The 21,211-nt window shown below is 66.5% G+C and carries 20 protein-coding genes; 3 read left to right on the forward strand and 17 right to left on the reverse strand.

Annotation, left to right across the window (positions count from 1 at the left end):
• Positions 1–401: 401 nt before the first annotated feature.
• Both KUL97_RS13685 and KUL97_RS03790 read right to left on the reverse strand, forming a co-directional pair.
• A complete protein-coding gene (locus KUL97_RS13685) occupies positions 402–1,076 on the reverse strand; it encodes a J domain-containing protein (RefSeq protein ID WP_254896170.1) in 675 nt (224 codons plus the stop codon).
• Positions 1,077–1,506: 430 nt separating this feature from the next.
• A complete protein-coding gene (locus tag KUL97_RS03790) occupies positions 1,507–3,111 on the reverse strand; it encodes a DUF3370 family protein (protein WP_217795650.1) in 1,605 nt (534 codons plus the stop codon).
• 206 nt (positions 3,112–3,317) lie between these two features.
• Between KUL97_RS03790 and KUL97_RS03795 the strand changes: the two genes are divergently transcribed.
• A complete protein-coding gene (locus tag KUL97_RS03795) occupies positions 3,318–3,500 on the forward strand; it encodes a sigma factor SigF (RefSeq protein WP_217795651.1) in 183 nt (60 codons plus the stop codon).
• On the opposite strand, the gene KUL97_RS03800 is transcribed toward KUL97_RS03795, so the two are convergent.
• The 6 genes from KUL97_RS03800 to KUL97_RS03825 form a co-directional block, all read right to left on the reverse strand.
• Positions 3,457–4,122, reverse strand: a complete 666-nt coding sequence (locus tag KUL97_RS03800; protein ID WP_217795652.1) for a sigma-70 family RNA polymerase sigma factor — start codon at positions 4,120–4,122, stop codon at positions 3,457–3,459. The two genes, KUL97_RS03795 and KUL97_RS03800, sit on opposite strands and share 44 nt — an antisense overlap.
• A gap of 75 nt (positions 4,123–4,197) precedes the next feature.
• The gene (locus KUL97_RS03805; RefSeq protein ID WP_217795653.1) at positions 4,198–5,025 is read right to left on the reverse strand and encodes an ATP adenylyltransferase; all 828 of its coding nucleotides are present in this window, start codon (positions 5,023–5,025) and stop codon (positions 4,198–4,200) included.
• Positions 5,025–5,984 (reverse strand): SpoIID/LytB domain-containing protein, encoded by a 960-nt coding sequence (locus tag KUL97_RS03810; RefSeq protein WP_217796018.1) that lies wholly within the window; start codon positions 5,982–5,984, stop codon positions 5,025–5,027. The genes KUL97_RS03805 and KUL97_RS03810 overlap by 1 nt, the downstream gene beginning before the upstream one ends.
• The gene (locus KUL97_RS03815) at positions 5,981–6,862 is read right to left on the reverse strand and encodes a PhzF family phenazine biosynthesis protein (RefSeq protein ID WP_217795654.1); all 882 of its coding nucleotides are present in this window, start codon (positions 6,860–6,862) and stop codon (positions 5,981–5,983) included. The genes KUL97_RS03810 and KUL97_RS03815 overlap by 4 nt, the downstream gene beginning before the upstream one ends.
• The gene (locus KUL97_RS03820) at positions 6,862–7,788 is read right to left on the reverse strand and encodes an NAD(P)H-dependent glycerol-3-phosphate dehydrogenase (RefSeq protein WP_217795655.1); all 927 of its coding nucleotides are present in this window, start codon (positions 7,786–7,788) and stop codon (positions 6,862–6,864) included. Before KUL97_RS03820 ends, KUL97_RS03815 begins: the two co-directional genes overlap by 1 nt.
• Positions 7,789–7,795: 7 nt before the next feature.
• Positions 7,796–8,110, reverse strand: a complete 315-nt coding sequence (locus tag KUL97_RS03825; protein WP_368656101.1) for a DUF2237 family protein — start codon at positions 8,108–8,110, stop codon at positions 7,796–7,798.
• 187 nt (positions 8,111–8,297) lie between these two features.
• Here KUL97_RS03825 and KUL97_RS03830 point away from each other — a divergent pair, with 187 nt between their 5' ends.
• Positions 8,298–8,525 carry a hypothetical protein gene (locus KUL97_RS03830; protein ID WP_217795656.1) on the forward strand — a complete coding sequence of 76 codons (228 nt, stop codon included), beginning with the start codon at positions 8,298–8,300 and terminating at the stop codon, positions 8,523–8,525.
• A 55-nt stretch (positions 8,526–8,580) separates the two neighbouring features.
• Here the strand turns inward: KUL97_RS03830 and KUL97_RS03835 are convergent, their stop codons facing one another.
• The 3 genes from KUL97_RS03835 to KUL97_RS03845 are packed head-to-tail and all read right to left on the reverse strand — an operon-like array spanning position 8,581 to position 13,472.
• The gene (locus KUL97_RS03835; RefSeq protein ID WP_217795657.1) at positions 8,581–8,856 is read right to left on the reverse strand and encodes a DUF4090 family protein; all 276 of its coding nucleotides are present in this window, start codon (positions 8,854–8,856) and stop codon (positions 8,581–8,583) included.
• Positions 8,857–8,913: 57 nt separating this feature from the next.
• A complete protein-coding gene (metH, locus tag KUL97_RS03840) occupies positions 8,914–12,555 on the reverse strand; it encodes a methionine synthase (protein WP_217795658.1) in 3,642 nt (1,213 codons plus the stop codon).
• Positions 12,555–13,472, reverse strand: coding sequence for a branched-chain amino acid transaminase (locus KUL97_RS03845; protein WP_010308501.1), 918 nt, complete (start codon positions 13,470–13,472; stop codon positions 12,555–12,557). The genes metH and KUL97_RS03845 overlap by 1 nt, the downstream gene beginning before the upstream one ends.
• Positions 13,473–13,564: 92 nt before the next feature.
• Here KUL97_RS03845 and cobN point away from each other — a divergent pair, with 92 nt between their 5' ends.
• Complete coding sequence (gene cobN / locus KUL97_RS03850; protein ID WP_217795659.1) at positions 13,565–17,287, forward strand: cobaltochelatase subunit CobN; 3,723 nt, start codon at positions 13,565–13,567, stop codon at positions 17,285–17,287.
• A gap of 4 nt (positions 17,288–17,291) precedes the next feature.
• Here cobN and KUL97_RS03855 read toward each other — a convergent pair whose 3' ends face one another.
• Genes KUL97_RS03855 through KUL97_RS03880 form a run of 6 tightly spaced genes read right to left on the reverse strand, consistent with a single transcriptional unit; the run spans position 17,292 to position 21,197 of the window.
• Positions 17,292–17,807 (reverse strand): hypothetical protein, encoded by a 516-nt coding sequence (locus tag KUL97_RS03855; RefSeq protein WP_217795660.1) that lies wholly within the window; start codon positions 17,805–17,807, stop codon positions 17,292–17,294.
• A 26-nt stretch (positions 17,808–17,833) separates the two neighbouring features.
• Positions 17,834–18,484, reverse strand: coding sequence for a PHP domain-containing protein (locus KUL97_RS03860; protein WP_217795661.1), 651 nt, complete (start codon positions 18,482–18,484; stop codon positions 17,834–17,836).
• A 3-nt stretch (positions 18,485–18,487) separates the two neighbouring features.
• Complete coding sequence (hemJ, locus tag KUL97_RS03865) at positions 18,488–19,081, reverse strand: protoporphyrinogen oxidase HemJ (protein WP_217795662.1); 594 nt, start codon at positions 19,079–19,081, stop codon at positions 18,488–18,490.
• Positions 19,078–19,311 carry a DUF2811 domain-containing protein gene (locus tag KUL97_RS03870; protein ID WP_217795663.1) on the reverse strand — a complete coding sequence of 78 codons (234 nt, stop codon included), beginning with the start codon at positions 19,309–19,311 and terminating at the stop codon, positions 19,078–19,080. The genes hemJ and KUL97_RS03870 overlap by 4 nt, the downstream gene beginning before the upstream one ends.
• Positions 19,312–19,359: 48 nt before the next feature.
• The gene (locus KUL97_RS03875) at positions 19,360–20,910 is read right to left on the reverse strand and encodes a cryptochrome/photolyase family protein (protein WP_217795664.1); all 1,551 of its coding nucleotides are present in this window, start codon (positions 20,908–20,910) and stop codon (positions 19,360–19,362) included.
• A complete protein-coding gene (locus tag KUL97_RS03880; protein ID WP_217796020.1) occupies positions 20,907–21,197 on the reverse strand; it encodes a hypothetical protein in 291 nt (96 codons plus the stop codon). Before KUL97_RS03880 ends, KUL97_RS03875 begins: the two co-directional genes overlap by 4 nt.
• Positions 21,198–21,211: the final 14 nt, after the last annotated feature.

The following is a 21,211-nucleotide window of genomic DNA, read 5'->3' on the forward strand; positions in this document are numbered from 1 at the left end:
CGCTGGAGGGCTGTGGATGATCTCCTTGCAAGCGCTCAGGTCGTTTCGAACAAATCAACAAGCCTTGGATGGCAAGAACGAGCAATGGTTGACTGCGCTCGTGCAGCTAGAAATCACGAAAATCTGAGAAGTGAACAGAATGCGGCTTTGTCGATCGATCGCACGTCCTGTGACCAGTGTCTCATTTGTCATGCATAGGGCCCATGACGGGACTAGCCGCGAACTCCGAATACGACTCGCGAGACCGTGTCGAGGCGACTGCCCACGAGGGCAGTGCAACAGAACAGCGCCGTCCCAGGGAATGGCTGATCAAGTCGACGACTGACCGGGAGCCGAGGCTGTCTCAATAGTCTCAGTCGAAAACAAAGTCTGGACCCAAAGCAAGACTTGCCTGGGATAGGCTATGCGGCCTGCCGGTAGCGCTCCTTGAGGAACTGATACGCCTCGTTCAAGCGACGCATCGCATCGGCGGAACCCCCTGCATCGGGGTGGTGGCTCTGGGCCTGTTCTCGATAGGCCTCGCGAATCTCCTTAAGCGTGTATGGCCGATCCGCGATGGTGGGTAGTTGCAGCAGGCGCAGGGCGCCATGCACGGTCATCGATTGGTCGATGGCATCAAACGACGTGCGCCGTTTCTGTCGGCTGCGTTGTCGTTGCACGAACCGCGTGATCAAGGTGGGGACCCGCATCGCCAGGCTGTTGGCCCCGAAGGGGTCCTCCAAGATGCCGGCGGCGGTGATCACCCGGTCAAGACTTGGATCTCCCGCCAGCCAGCCGGGGGCAAACGACATCAACACCTGCTGTGCCAGGCCCCAGCTGAAGGGGCGACCATCGCTGTGGTCCGACTGGGGCCAGATGTCTCGAGCCAGCCAAGTGAGCGCTGCATCCTGCGCGGCTTCGCTGGGGGGTGTTCCGTAGATCTCCAGCCAATGCTGTTGCGCGCGTTGGAGCGCCTCGGCTAATGCGTCGGATGGGATCAGGGCCAGGGCGTTCGCGCGGTCGTCGCTACTTGGGGTGGCCTGTTCAGCCAGGCTGCGCTTCACCGCCTGGGCTTGCCTACGCACAAATCCGGGCAACTGAATCCCAGCAACAGCTCCGCTCGTCGACTGCGTTGCGGCATCAGCTGTCTTAGGCGCGACGCGACACTGGTCTTGTGCTGGGACAAGTGCTGATCCAATGAGAACAATGGCCGTGTTCTCGTCGAGCTCGCCAGGTCTGGTCGAGACCATCGCGCCCTCGCCCGCCTCAGCTGCCGGCAGGCCCGCGTCATCACCGGATGTGGGACGTGGCTCCGGATCGCTCGTCTCATCGCCTGGAGACGAGCGATCATCGAGGTCTGGAACCAGCTCGCGGAGCAACTGTTCCACGATGAGTCCGCGGCTGCGGAAGCCCATCTGAGACTTCAATCCATCGATCCAGCCCAGCAGATCAGCGCTGAGTTCCAGGGTGATGCGCCGTTTGTCGGATCCGCTCTCCCCCACGCCCAGGTGCTGATGCTCCCTGAGGTTATCGGCCCATCAGGGAATTCATCAGCTGCTGTTGTGCCTGCACCGCTTGTTGGTAGCGCTCCATCAGGCTCTGGCTCATCCGGGTCGGTGTGATCACCGCAGGGGGCAGCCCCTGCATGCTCGGTACGGGCGGCAGTGGCTGCATCCATCCGGGGGTCGCCACCACAGCAGGGGCCTGAGGCTTTGGCTTCGAGGCTGCGACCCGGGGCTTCGGCTTCGCCGGAGCAGGAGCTGGGGCGTTGGCAACAGCTGGGGCGGCGGGCGCGGCGGGTGCGCTCGGTGCAGGCTTGGGCTTGGTGGCCTGCGCGGCGGCCAGGACCTGCTCCCGCTGGCGAAGCTGCGCGAGCTGCTGGTCGGGCACCACGCTGAGCAGGTGCCCGGGTGTGGCGTCAGCCGGATACACCAGGCTCACCTTCACAGGGTTGTTTTGGCCCGGCTTGAGATTCAGCGAGGCAATCGGCAGGCTCTGACCGGAGCGCATGCCCACATGAACCTCGCGGTAGCCCTCATCGGTTTCGATGCCAATTGAGCCACGGAAGGCGGTGAATTGCTTTCCATTGGGGGTGGGATGACTGAAGACCAATTGATGTGGACCCGAACCTTGCAGGTTCAGCTGCACATCGAAGAGAACGCCATAGGTGCCCACGTTGTCGAGCGATGAATCGATCATCCGTACCGCCAACTGGTTCACCTGAACTTCACGCGTGCCAAAGTGGTGCCGATTAGTGCTTGTTAGTGGGACGTGCAAAGAGCCTTGACTGAGGTCATGGCTGAGGCTGGCGGTGTATGTATCGCCCAGGGCCACGCCTCCCACCCGCGAAAACACAATGCCCTCCTGGATCTGGCGAATCCGGCTCAGATAGATGCGGCCGGGCGCGAGGCGTTTGCTGTCGAGCACTGCCAGGATGTCGGCATCACTTTGGGGATCACGGGCGGCGACCACGGCCATCTGGAAAGGCCCATCACTGCGGCCCCGCAGCAATCCGTTGGCGATGCCCAGAGCCGGTAGGGCTGTGCTGAACAACACAATGCGGCTGTTGGGCGGGATCGTGATCTCGTCCTCGAGTTTCCGGTCGAGCTGACCGCGCAGCATCTGCACAGCGGTGGCGTCACCAGGGCCAGTGTTCCAGGGGCGCGGGCCGAGGGGCTTCACCCCCATCAGGTTGTTGGCGAGGTAAGGCGCCTCGAAGCTGTTGCGCACCGCCCCTTTCTTGAAGCGGATGTGCACCGGGCGCGAGCCCGGGTTGATCAGGATCGTGGCCAGGGTGAGTTCACCGCGGCGGCCATTGGCGCCACGCACACGGCTGCGATCAGCCGGATCGTATTTGTGGTGAACGTGCAGGCCGAACTCACCGTTGAAGGTGTAGGTGGCGTTGGCCAGTGGCTGGTTGGTCTCGGCTGCAATCGCTGAGCCAGGGCGGGTGTCCACCAGGATCCCGGGGCCGAGCACCTCTTCGGGTTGGTTGGAGTGCAGCACCGGCACGTTGTTAAACGTGCCGCCCAAGGGGCGAGCCGATTGCCCGGCCATCAGCGCCACATAGGCCTGAGACGGAACGGGCGCCACGATCACGCTGCCGAGCAGCGCCAGAAACAACACCTTCATCGGAGCTCTGGGTCCCACTGCTCTCACCCTGCGATCAGAACAGCCAGAGGTGGCCGTGGGTTCCGAATTGCTTTAGCTCTGTCGGCATGAAAATCAGTCAAAGCAAGAGGTTCTGGCCTCTTAACGGAGGCGATCCAGGCCCGTCGATCCATTCCCGCGGTCGGCCCCTGTCGACCGCTAGAACAACAACTGCTCCTTATTTTCCCATGTTCCCGCCATTCTTTGGCTGCGGAGACAGCACCAACCCCCAGCAGTGCCGCCGCCGTCATCAGGAGCGCAAGCTCCACACCCTCACCTTCTGGCGGGATGGGCTGGAGCGTCAGCTGGCGGCGATCAACGCCGCGATCAGCACCCTTGAGCGCCAGATGCAGGACTCAGCTGACGCCTGAGCTCCGCCAGGGCCTGATGCAGCAACCGGTGCACGGTGGCCGCGCTGATGCCAAGCCTTTCAGCCACCGCGCGCAGGGTCTGGCCTTCCAGCACCACCGCTTCCACCACTTGCTTCTGGCGGCGCTCCAGCCGTCCCAGGGCAGCGAGCGCGTCCTGCGGTTCAATCCCAGACTCTGATCCCTGGTGTTGCGGCATGGGCTGATCAGCCAGAGCATCGCGGGCAGCGGCCTGTGTGGCCTGCAGACGCCAGGGCGGCAACAGCTGCACCATTTGCCAAGAGCGCAGGCTGTCCAGTTCAGCCGTCCGAGTGCCCTGGCGGTTGAGTTGATAGGCGCGTTCGTGCAGCCGGCGCGAGAGCCGCAGCAATGGCGCGACATCCCGCAGGTAATGCAGCACAGCCCCGCGGATATGGGGTCGTGCAAACGCCGCAAACGGCACCGCACTCTGGCTGTCGTAACGCTCAGCTGCACGGATGAGCCCCAAGGCACCCACTTGTTGCAGGTCATCGCGGCGCTCCGCCGTGCAGGCCGCGTAGTGGTTGGCCACACGGCGCACCAGAAACAGGTGCTCAGCGACCCGCCGGTTGCGCGTGCGGATCGGATCTGCTGGATGGCGTGCCATGGCCTAGGTGATTGGGCTCTTTCAGCCAAATGGCGGGCATCGAGCCCGCGCATCCGGGAAACCACGCAACCTGCATCAACGCCCGGCCACCGCCTGGAGCAGCGCCAGGGGACCATGCTGTTGCAGCCAGGCTGTGTCGGACTCTGGCGTGATCAACAAACAGCCGGCGAACCCCAGGGCATTGATGCTCATGCCAGCCCAATGCTCCCGAGTGCGCACCACGGTCATGAACCAGGCGGGCTCCAGGATCAGGTTGTAGGGCTGCTGGGGCTGGGGGTGCAGATCCGGCGCCCCCAGCCCCAAGTCCCGTTGGTGACGCTGGTAAAGCTCCTCCAATTCCGCTGCCGCCTGGGCGGTGCCGCTGTGGAGGCGTGGGCTCAGCCGGTAGAGCCAGGGCCATGGGTCGCGGCTGCCCCGCAGTTGCTGCGCGCAGGCAGCGGCCAACGGACAACTGGGCTCGGCGGGCTCACGCGGCAACAACTGGAGATGCCGATGCGGTTGGCTGGCCCCGGCGGCGGCGCAGCTATTGAAAAACCACAGGCCCGGGGTGTCAGCCTCCACCGCTGCCAGAGCCTGCCAATCCGCCGCTGAGAGCCAGCCCGATTGCGGCTGCCAGCGCTGAGGGATGAGCAGCACATGGCCCCGCTGCACGGGGAACTTGTTGAGAATCAGCACGTGCTCGTCGCTGAGGCAGCTCACCTCCAGCTCCGGATCCCAGGGGAGAAAGGGATTGGGCTTGGGCCCTGCACTGCGCAGATGTTTCGGTGTGTCGCAGAGCAGTCGCCGCAGCACAAAGGGCTCGCAACCGCCCAGTGGCACCACTTCGGTCTGGAGGGGCACGAGCGCCCCGCTGCGCTCTGCCTGGCGTGAGCGCTCCAGAGCTGCCTCCAGAAACCGCCCCATCAGCCCGCGCCCTGACGCAGCCGTGCCAGGGATGCGCCCCGGTAGTAGTGGCCGAGGATCTGGTTATAGAGCTGGCCGTTGCTCGCCAGCTCCTGGGCCCCGTGCTGGCTCATCGAGGCCCCCAGGTGGCCATGGGCCTCGAGGCTGATCGCACCGGTGGCGGCGTAGAGGCTCTCCACGATGCCGCCTTGATAACTGAGGATCAGTCCGCGGGTATCGGCCGCCGCTTGGCGCGTGCGTGCGTGGCTGCTGGCGAGGCCGCGATAGGCCTGCCAGCGGGTGGTGTTGCCCAGGTGCCAATGGCGACTCGCCGGGCGCGCCATGTGGGCCAAGGCGTAGGAGCGGGCGGCCACGGCCTGGGCCTTGAGCGCTTCCAGGTTCCAGGAGCTGGGCATCTCCGCCCCCACCACCGAAGCCACATAGGCCTCAAGGGGCAGGTGGTTCACCGCCAGGAAACCGCCGGGATCGCGCAGCAACCGCAAGCGCCCGTCGTAGGCCTGGCCATTCACCTGCACCGCGTGGCCGCCACTGGTTTCCAGCCAGAGCTCCGCTGGCAGGGGCTCGGCGCTCTGCAAGCCCGTGGTTTCGCTGGCAGAGCCCTGGCGCAGCACGCGACCATCGGCCGCGCGCAACCACCAGGGCCCCGTCGCTGAAAGCTGCAGCTGTTGGGCGTCACGCACCACCGCCACGCGGATCTCGAGCTCGAGGGGTGTGCCCTCGGCGGGTTCAGCCAACGCCAGGCTGCCCGCCTCTCGGCCCATCCGCTCCGCCGCCACACCTTGCACATCGTCGCGGGCGGAGGCCTTCGGAACAGCGTGGGGAGGCGGGCTCGCCAACATCGCTTCCAGCAGGGGGCCATTCACCCCTGAACTGCTCGGCAGCACTGCCTGGGCCCAGAAACCCAGGCCCATGGCACCAAGGCCCACGGGGGCGCCCACGAGCCAGCGGCGCCAGTTCACAGCCGCACGGCCTGCCGCCAGTCGTCCGGATCGCAGCCAGCGCCGGAGCTGTTGATCTGTCCGTCCCATAGGAGCTGAGCGGAGCCTGTCAACCGAACCCAACCAGGGCCGGCGGCCTCGCACAGCATTCCACCATGGCGCTCCGAGGCTTGCCAGCCGCGCACCTGGTTTCGTTGCAGCTGCTCCATCCACCAGGGGGCCACCAGGGCATGGGCTGAACCCGTGACCGGGTCTTCCTCAATGCCGAGCCCCGGGGCAAAAAAGCGCAGCTGGTAATCGCATGCCCCCCCCATCAGCTCAGGGCCTCGGCCATCAAGCGCTTGCATCAGCACCAAACCCATCCGGTCTTGCCCCTGCAGTTGCGCTGAAGGGCAAGGCAGCGAGGCCAACGGTGCGGCGGCCTCCAGTAACGCCACGCGATACCCCAGGGAGGAGCCCCAATAGCGCTCGATACGCTGACCGAGCAGGGCCTCCAGCTCCTTGGGAACGGCCAAGGGCTCGATCCCAGCGCTGGGGAGCTGCAGGTGAGCAGCACCAGGCCGTTCCCCATCGAGTCCCACCTGCAGCCCGCCACTGCGGCTGGCCAGGGAAAGCGTTTCACCGGGTTGCAGGCAACCCCAGTGGGCCAGGGCCAGGGTGGCCGCCAGGGTGGCGTGGCCGCAGAGGGGCACCTCGCAGCTGGGTGTGAACCAGCGCAGCCGCCAGGGCCCACCAGGCTCACGCTGCAGAAAGGCGGTTTCCGACTGCTTGAAGCTGCCCGCCAGCCGTTGCATCCAGCTGGCGCTGGCCGGTTCCTCCAGCCAGACCACCGCAGCACCGTTGCCCTGCAACGGTTGATCGGTGAACGCTTCCAGCAGGAGGGCAGGGCGGGTGTTCATCAGGCGAATACCAACTCTTCAGGGCGCAGGCCGCGCCCCATCAGGCGGCGCACGGCGGCTTCCGGCTCCAGCGTTCCCGCCATCAAGGCCCCCACCTGCTCGCAGATCGGTAGGTGCCAGCCATGGCACTTGGCCAGGGCCAGCACAGCGCGCGCCGTCTGGGCCCCCTCCACCGTGGCGCCCACCCGGGCAAGGGCCGCATCGCGGTCAAGCCCTCCCGCCAGGGCCAGGCCGAAGCGGTAGTTGCGGCTCAAGCTGCTGTTGGCGGTGGCCAGCAGATCGCCAAGCCCCGCCAGGCCGTACAGGCTCGGGGCCTCACCGCCCAGTTCCTGAATCACCAGCCCCATCTCCACCAGGCCTCGGCACAGCAGCGAGGCCTTGGCATTGGCCCCGAGCGCCAGGCCATCGCAAACCCCAGCCGCGATCGCCATCACGTTCTTGAGGGCCCCGGCCACTTCGGTGCCCACCGGATCGCCATTGGTATATAGCCGCAGGCGATCCGAGCTGAGGGCCTGCTGCAGCTGCTCCGCCAGGGCCTGATCGTGGCTGGCGAGCACGCTGGCGGCTGGTAGGCCAGCGGCCAGTTCAGTGGCCAGGTTGGGGCCACTGAGCACCACCAGGGGGACATCCGGAATCTGTTGCTGCCACAACTGGCTTGGGGTGCAGTGCTGATCGAGATCGATGCCCTTGCTGCAGCTCAGCAAGGGCACACCGGCTGGCCAATGGGGGCCCAGCCGAGCAGCCAGCTCCCGCACCCCCTGCAGCGCCGTGGCCATCACCACCAGCTCCGCATTGGCCAGAAGCCTGACCGGATCACCGCCCTCGCGGCGGCTCCAGCCCATCACCTGGTGGCCCTGTTCCTGGAACAGGCCCGCCAGGGTGGAGCCCCAGGCCCCCAGACCGATCACCGCGATGCGCAGGCTCATCGCGCCATCATGCGGCAGGGCTGGCGTGCTCCTGCAGCAGCTCGAGCGGAATCACCTCAAGGGCGCTCTGTTCACAGGCGTCCAGGCGCACGGGCGGTGCCATGCCGTCGTCGTAGGCCTCCAGCCACCGGCCGGCGCAGACGCACCAATGATCCCCAGGCTTCAGCCCTGGGAAGCCGTACTGGGGCATGGGGGTGCTGAGGTCGTTGCCCTGGGCTCGGGTGTACGAGAGAAAGCGCTCATCCACCACGCAGCAGACGGTGTGGCGGCCCAGATCGGCGCCATCGGTGCGGCAGAAGCCATCGCGATACCAACCGGTCATGGGCTGGCAGCCGCACAGCACCAATGGTTGCCCCAGCACGTTCAGGGCCGCTGAATCAGGGGTGGACACAGGGTTGAACAACGCTCTGGTGCGCCGCAGTCTGACGACGGAGTGGCACAAATCGCGATCAGACAGTTGACGGACCCTGGGGGGCAGGCGTTAAAGGTCATTCAGCAGACCCCCCTACATGAGCTGGGACTTCACCGAAGACGGCGCCTTCCTGGCCCTGTGCGATGCCTTCAAGGAGAGCGGCGAGAGCTCGGCAATCGAGTTTCTGGCCAATGGTGAAGGTGCCTTCCACTTCCAGGAGCTCGCTCAGAACGCCGCTGGTGAAGGGATTGATCTCTCCGACTCCACCGATCTCGAGGAGTTTCAGGCCCAGGTGATCGAAACGTTGGAAGACCTCTGCAGCTGAGGCCCTACGGCGTGGGGATGGGTCTGATCCCCATCCGCCGCAGGGGTGCTTCTGATCAGGCGCCGTAAAAAAAGGCGACTTCCTTGTCCTTCAAACCCTCCCAGCCCGCGGCCTTGAGGCGCGCATCGAGGGTTTGCTGGTCGAAATGCTTGGAACCGGTTTTCACGATGCGGTTGCGCATCGACTTCTTCACGCCGCTGCGGGCGCGCTGGCTCTCCAGATCCATCACCTCGTTGTAGAGGCTGAGCATCTCTGCGGGGATGGCGGTGCCATCGAGATCGAGGCCTGCGGCGATCGCGTCGTCGACGCCGCCGGGTCCGGCAATAGCCATGCAGGGGAAGGAATTAGGGCCTGCCGACCCTAGATCCGTCCCCTGGCAGAACGGTTCTCAGGCGGAGAAGTAACGCGCCTGGCTGTGCAGAGCCACGAGGGCCGTGGTGCTCTGCTCGGGCTCGAGCTGATCGCTCTCATCCATCGACAGACCAATGCGGTCGGTGTGCAGCCAGTCCAGCTGCTGGCGTGAATCGGCCACGTTGGGGCAGGCGGGGTAGCCGAAGGAATAGCGGCTGCCGCGGTAGCGCTGGGCGAGCACGTCGCGCAGGGGCATGTCGGACGGATCGGCGAAGCCCAGCTCACTGCGGATGCGGGCATGCACCCACTCCGCCAGGGCTTCAGCCATCTGCACGCCCAGGCCGTGGAAATAGAGGTAGTCGCTGTACTGATCGCCCTTGAACAGCTCCTGGGCGAAGGCCGTGGCCTTCTCGCCCATGGTCACCGCCTGCATCGGCAGCACATCGCTGGGCTGGCCATCGGCGAGATCCTGATAGAAATCGGCGATGCAGTAGCGGTTGCCGGAGCGTTGGCGCGGCAGGGCGAAACGACCCAGCTCACGGTTGCGGTCTTCTGGGTCGAACACCACCACGCTGTTGCCCTCGCGGCCGCAGGGGAAGTAGCCGTAGGCCACCCGCGGCGTGAGCAGCTGCTCCTCAAGGCAGCGCGAGATCCACTGCTGCAGCACCGGCTCGGCCTTCTCGGCGAGCATCGCCTCATACTCCTCACGCGATTGGCCCTGGGCCTTGCGCAGCTGCCACTGGCCGGCAAAGAGGGCGTTGCGATCGAGGTAGGCGAACACCTGATCGAGAGGGATGTCGGCTTCGCTGAGCACTTGGCTGCCCCAGAAGGGAGGCGTGAGCGCAGGTTCGGCGGGAACCGCCTCGGAGCGGTGGTCGTTGGGTTCGGCGGGAGCTGGGGCGGCCGATTCGTTGGCGGCAACGGCCTCGGGAGCTGTTCCGGCGGCATCACCGGTCGGTTCACCCCCAGCCTCGGCCTCCACGGCCGACTCGAGCCCCAGGCCCTCGGGAGCGCCGGCGAGGAAGCCACGCCCGTTGTCCCACTGCTCAGCATCACGGGCCGCCACGTAGGCATCCATGAAGCGCAGGTCGGCGAAGGCATCGCGGCCGTAGATCACCTGGCCCTGGTACACCTCGCGGCAGTCCTTGTTCACGAAGCGCGGGGTGAGCGCCGCACCGCCGAGGATCACCGGCACGTCGATGCCCGCCTCATTGAAGGCCGCCAGGTTGTCCTTCATGAAGGCGGTCGACTTCACCAGCAGACCGCTCATGGCGATGCAGTCGGCCTGGTGCTTGTGCTGGGCCTCGATGATCGCCTCCACCGGCTGCTTGATGCCGAGGTTGATCACCTCGTAGCCGTTGTTGGTGAGGATGATGTCGACCAGGTTTTTGCCGATGTCGTGCACATCGCCCTTCACGGTGGCGATCAGGAACTTGGCCTTGGCGGAGCTCTCGCCTTCCACCTTGTCCATCAACGGCTCGAGGAAGGCCACGGCCGATTTCATCGTTTCGGCGCTCTGCAGCACGAAGGGCAGCTGCATCTGGCCGGAGCCGAACAGCTCACCCACCACCTTCATGCCATCGAGCAGGAAGGTATTGATGATCTCCAGGGGCTTGTAGCGCTCCAGCGCGATCTTGAGCGCGTCTTCCAGACCGATGCGCTCGCCATCAATGATGTGCTGCTTGAGCCGCTCCTCAATCGGCAGATCGCTGAGCTGCGGACCTGAGGCGCGCGCCTCTTTCGCGCTCACCCCCTCGAACAGCTTGGTGAGTTCGGTGAGCGGGTCGTAGATGCACACGCCGTTGTCGAAACGGCGGTTGTCGTTGATCAGATCACGGCACACCTGCTGGTGTTCCTCGCTGATCTTCACCAGCGGCAGGATCTTGGCCGGGCTCACGATCGCCGCATCCATGCCGGCTTCGCAGCAGTCGTGCAGGAACACGGAATTGAGCACGATCCGCGCCGCCGGCGACAGACCAAAGCTCACGTTGCTCACCCCGAGCACCACATGCACTCCGGGCAGGTTCTGGCGGATCATCCTGATCGCCTCCACCGTGGCCAGGCCATTCTCGCGGTCTTCCTCGATGCCGGTGGAGATGGGTAGAGCGAGGGGGTCGTAGAAGATCTCGTGGGCTGGGATGCCGTATTCGAGGGCATCGCGATAGGCGCGCTGGGCGATCGCAAACTTGCGCTCCGCCGTGCGGGCCATGCCCTCCTCATCGATGGTGCCCACCACCACACCGGCGCCGTAATCGCGTGCCAGCTCCAGCACCTTGAAGAAGCGTTCGTCGCCGTCTTCGTAGTTGGTGGAGTTGAGGATGCACTTGCCACCGGCCATCTTCAGGCCGGCCTCCATCTTCTGCCACTCGGTGGAATCGAGCATCAGCGGCAGGTTCACGTTGGTCACCAGCCGGCTCACCAGCTCGCGCATGTCGCGCTCGCCGTCGCGCCCCACGTAGTCGACATTCACGTCGAGCACGTGCGCGTTTTCCTTCACCTGACCGCGGGCCACGGCCACCAGGCCATCCCAGTCTTCAACGGCGAGCAGATCGCGCACCTTTTTGCTGCCGCTGGCATTGAGGCGCTCGCCAATGATCAGGAAGGAGTTGTCCTGCAGGTAGGGCGTGGTGCCGTAGAGCGAGGCGGCCGCCGGCTCGTAGGTGAGAGCCGGGCGCGGATCGTCGGCCCTCTGGCGCAGCTCGGGTGTGCGCACGTGGCGCGTGGCGGGCTTGAGCTCCGCCGCCAGTTCCGCAAGGGCGCCGATGTGGGCGGGGGTGGTGCCGCAGCAGCCACCGATCACCTGAACGCCGAGATCTTCCACGAAGTGCATCAACTGCATCTTCATCTCCACCGGCGTGAGCCGGTAGTGGGCCACGCCGCCAATGTTTTCGGGGAGGCCGGCGTTGGGGATGCAGCTCACCACGAAGGGGCTGTGCCCGCTCAGATAGCGCACGTGCTCCTTCATCTGCTCCGGGCCGGTGGCGCAGTTGAGCCCGAGCACATCGATCGGGAACGGCTCAAGGATCGCCACCACCGCGGCGATGTCAGAGCCCACCAGCATCGTGCCGGTGGTTTCCATCGTCACGCTCACCATCAAGGGCCGGCGCTGGCCGGTTTTGGCGAAGGCCTGCTCGATCCCCTGCAGGGCTGCCTTGATCTGCAGCACGTCTTGGCAGGTTTCGACGATGAACAGATCCACATCGCCGGCGATCAGGCCCTCGGCCTGCTCGGCGAAGGCATCGCGCAGTTCATCGAAGCCGATGTGGCCCAGGGTGGGCAGCTTGGTGGTGGGGCCCATGGAGCCGGCTACAAAGCGCGGCTTCTCCGGGGTGCTGTAGGCATCGGCCATCTCGCGGGCCAGCTCGGCCGCGCGCTTGTTGAGCGCGAAGGCCTGGTCCTGCAGGTCGTATTCCGCCAGCACGGTTGAGGCCGCCCCGAACGTGTCGGTTTCGATCACATCGCAGCCCACCTCGAGAAACTGCCGGTGCACCGCCTGCACCGCATCGGGGCGGGTGAACACGAGGTTCTCGTTGCAGCCTTCAAGGGCGGCGCCACCGAAATCCTCGGCGGTGAGATCCATCTGCTGCAGCGAGGTACCCGTGGCGCCGTCGAACACCAGCACCGGATGCTCCGGGCTGTGCAGACGCTCGAGAAAACCGATCCGTTGGGTGGCCAGCATCAACCGTTCAATCGCACGCGGGTGACCCAGTGATCGAAGGCGGGATCGCGGCCCTCGGTGATCGCCGTGATGCGATCGCGGATCGCGTTCATCACGGGACGCTCACTGCTCAGGTCGGTGTTCTCCACCCGGCGCACCGGCGTGACCTTGGCGGCGGTGCCGCTGAGGAACACCTCATCGGCGATAAACAGCTCGCTCTTGTCCACCGGGCGCTCCAGGGTGGGAATGCCCATGGTCTTAGCGAGTTCGAGCACGCTGGCGCGGGTGATGCCCTCGAGGATGTCTTGGTCCACGCCGGGGGTGATCAGCACGCCATCGCGCACGATGAACAGGTTCATGCCGCTGGCCTCGCTCACCTTGCCGCGGCTGTTGAGCAGCAGGGCTTCATCGAAGCCGCTCTTTACCGCTTCGGTTTTGGCCAGGGAGCTGGTGATGTAGGCGCCGCTGATCTTGCCGCGCAGGGGCAGGGAGCGGTCTTCCTGGCGGGTCCAGGAGCTGATGCGGCAGCTCACGCCCTCTGGGGAGAGGTAGTCGCCGAGCTCGAGGCCGTAGATCAGAAAGTCGGTCTCGATGTTGTGCAGGCGCGGGGCGATGCCCAGGTCGCTGGTGTACACAAACGGGCGCAGGTACACCGGGCAGGTGGGCTTGTTGGCCTGCAGAAACTGGTGGATGGCGCTGTGAATCGTGTCTTCGCTGAGCTCGGTGAGCAGCAGCCGCGCACTTTGGCTGAGCCGGCGGGCGTGGCGATCGGCCCGGAACAGCAGGATCTCGTTGGGATCCGATGGGTTGGGTAGGGCACGCATGCCACCAAAGGCGCCCGTGCCGTAGTGCAGCGCGTGGGTCGCCACCGAGAGCGTGGCCTCAGCAAAGGGAACGCACTTGCCACCGAACCAGGCGTAGGGCAGGAACTGATGCATGGAGTCGGTGGGGCGGGGCGGCCACTGCTGCCAGTGATCTTCTCATCGGCGGGGGTCGGGGTGTGGGCCGAGGGCGCCGTCAGGATGGTGCGATGCATCGCCTCGCCGCCGTTCCCGGCAGCAGCAGCCCGGCCGACGGGGTGCTGTTCATCGAGCAACCCGCCGCCAGTGCCGTGTTGCTCACCAGTGCCGACACCGACCTCAGCGCCCTGGCCGCCCTACTCACGCATGAGCCTCAGCCCCTCGGCCCCGGGCGCAGCCTCGGCGGACTCAACCTGGCGGCACTGCAGCACCCGGCGGTGCTCGACCACTACCTGCGCACCAGCCTGGAGGAGACGCAGCTGGTGATTGTGCGCCTGCTGGGCGGGCGCGGTCACTGGAGCTACGGCCTCGAGCAACTGCGCGCCTGGGCCACAGCCCGCCTGGATCGCCAACTGCTGGTGCTGGCGGGGACCGCTGAAGAGGAGGAGGCGCTGCTCGAGCTGGGCACGGCCCCAGCAGACCTGGCCCGCGCCTGCGGCCGCTGCCTGCGCGAGGGCGGCGAGGCCAACTGGCAGGCGGTGCTCCGCAGCCTCACGGCTCTGCTCGATGGCGTGGAGCCGGCGCTGCCGGCGCTGCAGGCGCTCGCCGATCCCCAGGTGCACGATTGGCGCGATGAGCCAGGCCACCGGGTGGGTGTGGTGCTCTACCGTGCACTGCTCCAGGCCGGCGACCTGGCTCTGGCGGAGGCGTTGCTGGCGGCACTGCGGCAGCAGGGCCTGGCGCCGCGGGCGCTGTGGATCAGCAGCCTGCGGGATCCAGCCGTGCAGCAGGGCGTGCGCGATCTGTTTGAGCGCGAGCAGGTGCAAACGGTGCTCTGCACCACCTCCTTCGCTTCGGTGCAGTTCAGCGAAGCGGGCCTCGGCGCGCCCCTCTGGGATGGCCTGGCCGTGCCTGTGCTGCAACTGCTCTGCAGCACCCAGAGCCGCGAGAGCTGGCAGACGAGCAGCGTGGGCCTCTCGCCCCTGGATCTCACGCTGCAGATCGCCCTGCCGGAGCTGGATGGACGGATCACCACCCGCGTGGGGGCATTCAAACAAGCGAGCGAAGCCGACCCGCGCCTGGCCACAGCCCTGCTGCAGTACGACCCGGAACCGGAACGGCTCGCCTGGGTGGCGCAGCTGGCGGCCCGCTGGTGCGCGCTGCGAGGCACACCAGCGCCCGAGCGGCGCCTGGCGCTGGTGCTGGCCAACTACCCCACCCGCAACAGCCGCCTGGCCAACGGCGTGGGGCTCGATACCCCGGCCAGCGCGGCGGCGATGTTGCACTGGCTGGCCGAAAGCGGCCACAACCTCGGCAGCGAAGGCCTGCCCGCCGATGGCGATGCCCTGATCCAGCTGCTGTTGGCCGGCCGCAGCAACGACCCCGAGAGCCTGCACCGCCCAGCCCTCACCCACCTGCCCCTCAGCGCCTACGAAGCCTGGTACGCCCAGCTGCCGGCGGAGGGGCGCGACCGCCTGGAGCAGCGCTGGGGTGCACCGGCCAACGACCCGGCGCTGGAGCCCGCCGGCTTCCCGATCCAGGCGCTGCGCTTCGGGCAGGTGATCGTGTTGATCCAGCCGGAGCGCGGCTACGACCGCGACCCGAGCCTCAGCTACCACTGCCCCGATCTGCCGCCGCCCCACGCCTATCTGGCCCAGTACCTCTGGCTGCGCCAGGAGGCCGGCGTGCAGCTGGTGTGCCATGTGGGCAAGCACGGCAACCTCGAGTGGCTGCCGGGCAAGGGGCTGGGGCTCTCCGCCAACTGCTTCCCCGAATGGGCGCTGGGGCCGATGCCCCACCTCTATCCCTTCATCGTGAACGACCCCGGCGAAGGCTCCCAGGCCAAGCGCCGCGCCCAGGCCGTGATCCTCGATCACCTCACCCCACCGCTAGGACGCGCCGGCCTGCACGGCGATCTGCGCGAGCTGGAAGCCCTGATCGACGAGTACTGGGAGGCGATGCAGCTGGGCAGCGCCCGCAGTGAAGGGCTGCGAAGCCGGGTGCTGCAGCGGCTGGCGGAGCTGCAATTGCCCGATCTGCTCAGCGCGGAGGGCGAGGGCGATCCACTCGATGCCGCCGATGGCTACCTCTGCGAACTGAAGGAGGCGCAGGTGCGCACGGGGCTGCATCGCTTTGGGGCGCTGCCGGATCCAGAGGCCCTGGTGGAACTGCTGGCCTGCTTGGCCCGCCCGCCGCAGGAGCAGGGCCCGGGCCTCACCCAGGCGATCGCGCGCGATCTCAGGCTGGAACTCGATCCCTGGGCCGAGCCTGAGGAAGCGGCGTTGAGCCCCGAGGATCAGCGCGCGCTGCAAGCCCTCGGGGTGCTGCACCCCCGGCGCGTGGGCGACGCCGTGGACTGGCTGGAGCACCGGGCCGTGGAGCACTGCACCGCCCTGCTGGACCAGGCCCAAGGCAAGGGCACAGGGGCCCCACCGGAGGCCGGCGCTCACACTCAGGTCGTACTGCAACGACTGCAAACCGGGCTGGTGCCCAACCTGCTGCGCTGCGGCCAGGCCGAACAGGAGGCCTTCCTCACGGCCGTGGCCGGCGGACGCATCGCCGCCGGTCCCTCCGGCGCCCCCACCCGCGGACGGCCGGATCTACTGCCCACCGGCCGCAATTTCTACAGCGTGGATCTGCGCGGGCTGCCCACCGAGGCCGCCTGGGATCTGGGCCGCCGCAGCGCTGAGCTGCTGCTCGATCAACACCTGATGCAGGAGGGCGAACCGCTGCAGCAGCTGGCCCTCTCGGTATGGGGCACCAGCACAATGCGCAACGGCGGCGAAGACATCGCCCAGGCCCTGGCGCTGCTGGGGGTGCGGCCGGTGTGGGATGGCCCCAGCCGGCGGCTGGTGGATCTGGAGCTGATCCCGCTGCGGCAGCTGGGCCGGCCGCGGGTGGATGTGACCCTGCGCATCTCCGGCCTGTTCCGCGATGCCTTCCCGCAGCTGGTGGCCTGGTTCAACCGGGCCACAGCGCTGGTGGCGGCAGCCGAGGAACCGGCCGAAGACAACCCCCTGGCGGCGGCAGCCCAGAGCGACGGCCACGCCTGGCGCGTGTATGGCTCGGCACCGGGGGCCTACGGCGCCGGTCTGCAGGGCCTGATCGACAGCGGCGAATGGGAGAGCCGGGCCGATCTAGCAGCGGCCTACCTGAACTGGAGCAGCTGGCGCTACGAGGGCCTCGGCGGCGCCGATGGCCAGGGGCCCGGCCTGCGCATCGCCGCCGATCGCGCGGGCTTTGAGCAGCGGCTGGCGGGGGTGCAGGTGGTGCTGCACAACCAGGACAACCGCGAGCACGATCTGCTCGATTCCGACGACTACTACCAGTTCCAGGGCGGCCTTGCGGCCGCGGTGGAGGCCGTGTCTGGCCAGACGCCACAGCTCTGGTTCGGCGACCATTCCCGGCACCAGCGGCCGCGGATGCACCGTGTGGAGCGGGAGCTCGACAAAGTGCTGCGCTCGCGCGTGCTCAACCCCCGCTGGATCGAGGGGATGCAGCAGCACGGCTACAAGGGCGGCTTCGAAATGGCCGCCAGCCTCGATTACCTGTTTGCCTACGACGCCAGCACCGGCCGGGTGCCCGACTGGAGCTATGGCGCCATTACTGAGCAGTGGTTAGGTGACTCGGCTGTGTTGGATTTTCTGAAGGGTGCTAACCCCTGGGCTCTGCGCGACATGGCCGAGCGACTGCTGGAAGCCCACCACCGCGGCCTCTGGGAGGGGGCACAAAAAAACCAGCTGGAGCGGCTGCGCCAGCTGGTGCTTGAAGCGGAAGCGCTGGTGGAGCGCTAAGCGATCAGAGGTCCTTCACCCAACCCTTGAAGGCGCCGATGTCGCCGGGCTTGCTGGCCTGTTGCTGGGTGGCGATCTGAGGCTGGGCCTCTTGGGGGCTTTGCAGCTTGGGGTTGGCCTGGCCAGGGGTGTTCACGCCCACGGCGGAACCTTTCATGCGCTGGTCGAGCTCCGCTTTGCTCATCTGCTCGGCGAAGGTCTTCTTCACCGGTTTGGGGATGCCACCGGTGAGATTGATCTCGGCCTGCTTCTCTTCCACACCGCCGAGGCCAGGGGTGGCCATTTCGCGGCGCATCTCCATGGAGGCCACTTCCTCCACCAGCTCCTTGTCGCCGGGGCTGCTGGCGGTACCGGGGAAGGTGTGGCGGATGGTGTTGGAGCGACGCATGAACGTCACGTCACCCATGCTGCTGGAGGCGTCGGCATCGAGGAAGAACGCTTCTTCCTTCTTGGCGGGCTTGGCCTCGCCGCTCACGCTCACCGACTTGTTGCCACCGAGCAGACGATCAAACAGGCCCATCGGCAGGGATGAATGCTGCGGGAACCCTAGCGGCCACTCAGCTCCAAGCCATGGGTATCGGTCCCGCAACTTCGCAGAAGTGCGTGTTTGTCGAGCAAGCGAGCAATCGCATCGCACACGTGGGGGGTGGGCTGCCACTGGGCCTGCATGGCGTAGTCGTAATAGGCCTCGGCACCATCAAAACCAAGCGCTGCCGCAGCTGGAATCAAGCGCTGGAAGCTGAGTCGATAACGCCCGGGGTGAGCCAACAGGGCCAGACCGCCCGCATCGTGGATGCGGCGCACCACCGTGGCGGCCTGGAGTTCCTCCCCCACCGGCGCCTGGCCTTGCCGGTAGGGCTCCAGGGCTGGATCGCCTGGCGTAAATCCGAGCGCGAGGACGTGCACCAGGCAGCTCTCCAGAAGGCAGCTGATCTCCACCCCCGGCCACAGCTTGGGCACAGACGCGCCCTGATCGGCCCGCTGAGCAAACCAGTTGTGCAGAGGCGTAAAGGCTGTCGTGCTGTGGTGGTCTGTCACCGCCAGATGCTCCAGCCCGAGGCTCAGGGCCTGTGCACCTAGCTGTTCGGGCCGCATGCTGCCATCACTGTGAATGGTGTGGCAATGGAAATTGAGCCGGCCGGGACAGCTGTTGGCGTCCACCTGCTCAAGCACCGGTCGCAGGGGGTGGACGTCCATGGTTCAGACCGCAGCGGCGGCTTCACGCTCAGCCCGCAGCCGGCGCCAACGGGCATAAAACTGAATCGAGGCGGCCATGAACACCACCAGGGCCACGATGAACCAGCTGGCGGCGCCGGTGGGGAACTGGTTCTTGAACACCACCAGCATCACCACGATCACCAGCAGCAAAGTGGGCAGCTCGTTTAGGGCGCGCAGCTGTTTGGGGCTCCAGCCACAGGTGCCCGCCTGGAGCTGACCCATCAGCCGGTAACAGAACGCGTGATAAGCCAAGAGGGCTGCCACGAAGGCCAGCTTGGCGTGCATCCAACCCTGATGCAGCCAGGCGGGATTACTCACCAGCAGGCCCACCGCCATGGAGACCGCCACCACCATCCCTGGGGTGGTGATGATGTTGGCGAGGCGCTTTTCCATCAAGGCGTACTGGGCCTGAAACGGCTCTCGCAGCGCCGGTTCCAGCTCCTCGGCTTCGCGGTGATAAATGAACAGGCGCACCAGATAAAACAGCCCCGCAAACCACACCACCACGCCCACGATGTGGAGGGTCTTAAACCAGAGGTAGGCCTCAGGCGGAAGGGCGGCCAGGGGGGCGATCACAGACCGGTGCCGAACAGGCCATCAAGGTAAAGCTCGCGCACCTCCGGCCGGGCACCGCCCTGCTGCACCAAAAACTGGGCCAGGGCGGTCTGCAACAGCCGGGCAGGATCAAGCCCAGGGCGCTGCGCCACGTAGCCCTCTACAGCGCGGGCCAGGTCGAGCGGGAGCTCCACATCCAGGGCGTGCACCGTCAGCGAGGTGGCACTAGTGGTGGTGGAGCCCTGGCTCATGAACCTAGATCTGGTGGATGCCAAGGATCCGCTGCAGTCCTGCGCCTGTCAAGCAACCGTTGCAACCATTTGGTCACGATGCTGCTGAGCCGCAGCGCGGATCTGCTCCAGCTCCGCCTCAGGCAGCTTCTCCAATTGCTTCATCACCAGTGCCATGCGCGGATTACGGCGCAGGCTTTCGGCGTGGCGATCAAGGAAATCCCAATACAGGCTGTTAAACGGGCAGGCCTTGGGGCCAGTGCGCTGCTTCACGTCGTAGCGGCAGCCCTTGCAGTAGGTGCTCATCCGCTTGATGTAGTTGCCGCTCGCGGCATAGGGCTTGCTGGCCAGGCGGCCGCCATCAGCGAACAGCCCCATGCCGATCACGTTGGTCTGCATCACCCAGTCGTGGCCATCGATGAACATCCGGTGGAACCAGGCGGTCAACGCCTGGGGATCGAGGCCCGCGATCAGGCCGTAGTTGGCGAGCACCATCAGCCGCTGGATGTGGTGGGCATAGCCCGTGTGCCGCAGCTCAGCGAACACCGTGTCGAGGCAGCGCATGCCGCTTCCACCCAGCTGCTCAAACCACACCGGTAGCGGCAGCGTGGCCTGGAAGTGGTTGAGCCTGGGGTAGTCGCTGCCGAACCAGTGGTAGAGGCCATGGGTGTACTCGCGCCAGCCCAGGATCTGGCGAATCACCCCCTCCAGCCCGGCCAAAGGCACCTGTTGCTCGAGTCCCGCCTGCTCCAGGCGCCGCACCACTTCGAGCGGATGCAGCAGACCCAGGTTCAGATACGGGGAGAGCAAGGCATGCCACAGCGTGGGCTCGCCGCTCACCATCGCGTCTTGATAGGGCCCAAAACCTGCCAGGCGGGTGGCGATGAAGTGCTCGAGCACCGCCAGGGCCTGGTGGCGCGTCACCGCCCAACCAAAGGGTTCGAGATCCCCCGGCAGAGGCTCCAGCCCTGCATCCTGGCGCTCGCGATCGAACTGCTCCACCTTGGCGATCACCGCCTGGGTGATCGCATCGGGTTCAAACCACAGGGGCGCCGGGCCCTGCAAGCCCTTGGGGGGTGCCTTGCGGTTGTCGGCATCGAAGTTCCATTGCCCGCCGAGCGGTTGCGCCGCTTTGCCCTCGCCCTCCATCAACACCTGGAAGCGGCGGCGGCTCTCCCGATAAAACAACTCCAGGCGCAGCTGCTTGTAGCCCTGGGCCCAGGCTGCAAAGGCGTCGCGGCTCCACAGAAACGCATTGCTCTCGATCCACTGCAGCGGAATCGGTAACGCCAGGGCTTCGATCGCCATTCGAAACCCACGGTCCGCGGGCTCCATCAGTTGAAGCGCCGAGATCCCGTGCTCTGCAACCCAGGCACTCACGGCCGTGCTGAAGCGCTCCGCTTCCAGGCAATCCACCTGCCAGCCGAGCTCCCGCAGCTCCGCGGCGAAATGGCGCATGGCGCTCCACACCAACACCAGCTTCTGGCGGTGATAAGCGCGCCGCTCCACCACAGAACGGCTCTCCACGAGCAACACGCGCGCGCTGCTCGGATCACAGCCCGCCAGGGCGGCCTGAGCCGTGTTGAGCTGATCACCCAACACCCAGACACCAAGGGTCATGCCGGCGCCTCACCCGCCAGCCGGCAGGCCTTACGGGCCACGGCAGCGGCATAGCCACGCTCCACCAGACCAGCCGCAGGGCTGAGCCCACCGGTGCGGCAATCCACGGTGAGGCGCTCGCGGTGTCCCTGCTGATCACTCACGCGCATGCGCAGCTGGAAGTGATGCTTGGCGCTGCGCGTGATCTCATCACCGCAGATCGGGCCAACGCAGAGTCCAGGCGCTGCGGCAGCGGGCAGGGGCCAGCTCCCCAGAGCCAGCAGCAGCAGCAAGGCCACGGCCCACACGCAGGAGCGGATTC

This window comes from Synechococcus sp. HK05 (genome assembly GCF_019104765.1).
In the GTDB taxonomy this organism is placed as follows: Bacteria; Cyanobacteriota; Cyanobacteriia; order PCC-6307; family Cyanobiaceae; genus Vulcanococcus.

Bases quoted from the DNA above. Each gene is read 5' to 3' on its own strand.
- cobN (WP_217795659.1), top strand. From the start codon at position 13,565: ATGCATCGCCTCGCCGCCGTTCCCGGCAGCAGCAGCCCGGCCGACGGG.
- KUL97_RS03845 (WP_010308501.1), bottom strand. From the start codon at position 13,472: ATGCATCAGTTCCTGCCCTACGCCTGGTTCGGTGGCAAGTGCGTTCCC.
- KUL97_RS03835 (WP_217795657.1), bottom strand. From the start codon at position 8,856: ATGGCTATTGCCGGACCCGGCGGCGTCGACGACGCGATCGCCGCAGGC.
- KUL97_RS03875 (WP_217795664.1), bottom strand. From the start codon at position 20,910: ATGACCCTTGGTGTCTGGGTGTTGGGTGATCAGCTCAACACGGCTCAG.
- KUL97_RS03825 (WP_368656101.1), bottom strand. From the start codon at position 8,110: ATGACCGGTTGGTATCGCGATGGCTTCTGCCGCACCGATGGCGCCGAT.
- KUL97_RS03855 (WP_217795660.1), bottom strand. From the start codon at position 17,807: ATGGGCCTGTTTGATCGTCTGCTCGGTGGCAACAAGTCGGTGAGCGTG.
- KUL97_RS03860 (WP_217795661.1), bottom strand. From the start codon at position 18,484: ATGGACGTCCACCCCCTGCGACCGGTGCTTGAGCAGGTGGACGCCAAC.
- KUL97_RS03815 (WP_217795654.1), bottom strand. From the start codon at position 6,862: ATGAACACCCGCCCTGCCCTCCTGCTGGAAGCGTTCACCGATCAACCG.
- KUL97_RS03870 (WP_217795663.1), bottom strand. From the start codon at position 19,311: ATGAGCCAGGGCTCCACCACCACTAGTGCCACCTCGCTGACGGTGCAC.
- KUL97_RS03790 (WP_217795650.1), bottom strand. From the start codon at position 3,111: ATGAAGGTGTTGTTTCTGGCGCTGCTCGGCAGCGTGATCGTGGCGCCC.
- KUL97_RS03830 (WP_217795656.1), top strand. From the start codon at position 8,298: ATGAGCTGGGACTTCACCGAAGACGGCGCCTTCCTGGCCCTGTGCGAT.
- KUL97_RS03820 (WP_217795655.1), bottom strand. From the start codon at position 7,788: ATGAGCCTGCGCATCGCGGTGATCGGTCTGGGGGCCTGGGGCTCCACC.
- KUL97_RS03805 (WP_217795653.1), bottom strand. From the start codon at position 5,025: ATGGGGCGGTTTCTGGAGGCAGCTCTGGAGCGCTCACGCCAGGCAGAG.
- KUL97_RS03795 (WP_217795651.1), top strand. From the start codon at position 3,318: ATGTTCCCGCCATTCTTTGGCTGCGGAGACAGCACCAACCCCCAGCAG.
- metH (WP_217795658.1), bottom strand. From the start codon at position 12,555: ATGCTGGCCACCCAACGGATCGGTTTTCTCGAGCGTCTGCACAGCCCG.
- KUL97_RS03800 (WP_217795652.1), bottom strand. From the start codon at position 4,122: ATGGCACGCCATCCAGCAGATCCGATCCGCACGCGCAACCGGCGGGTC.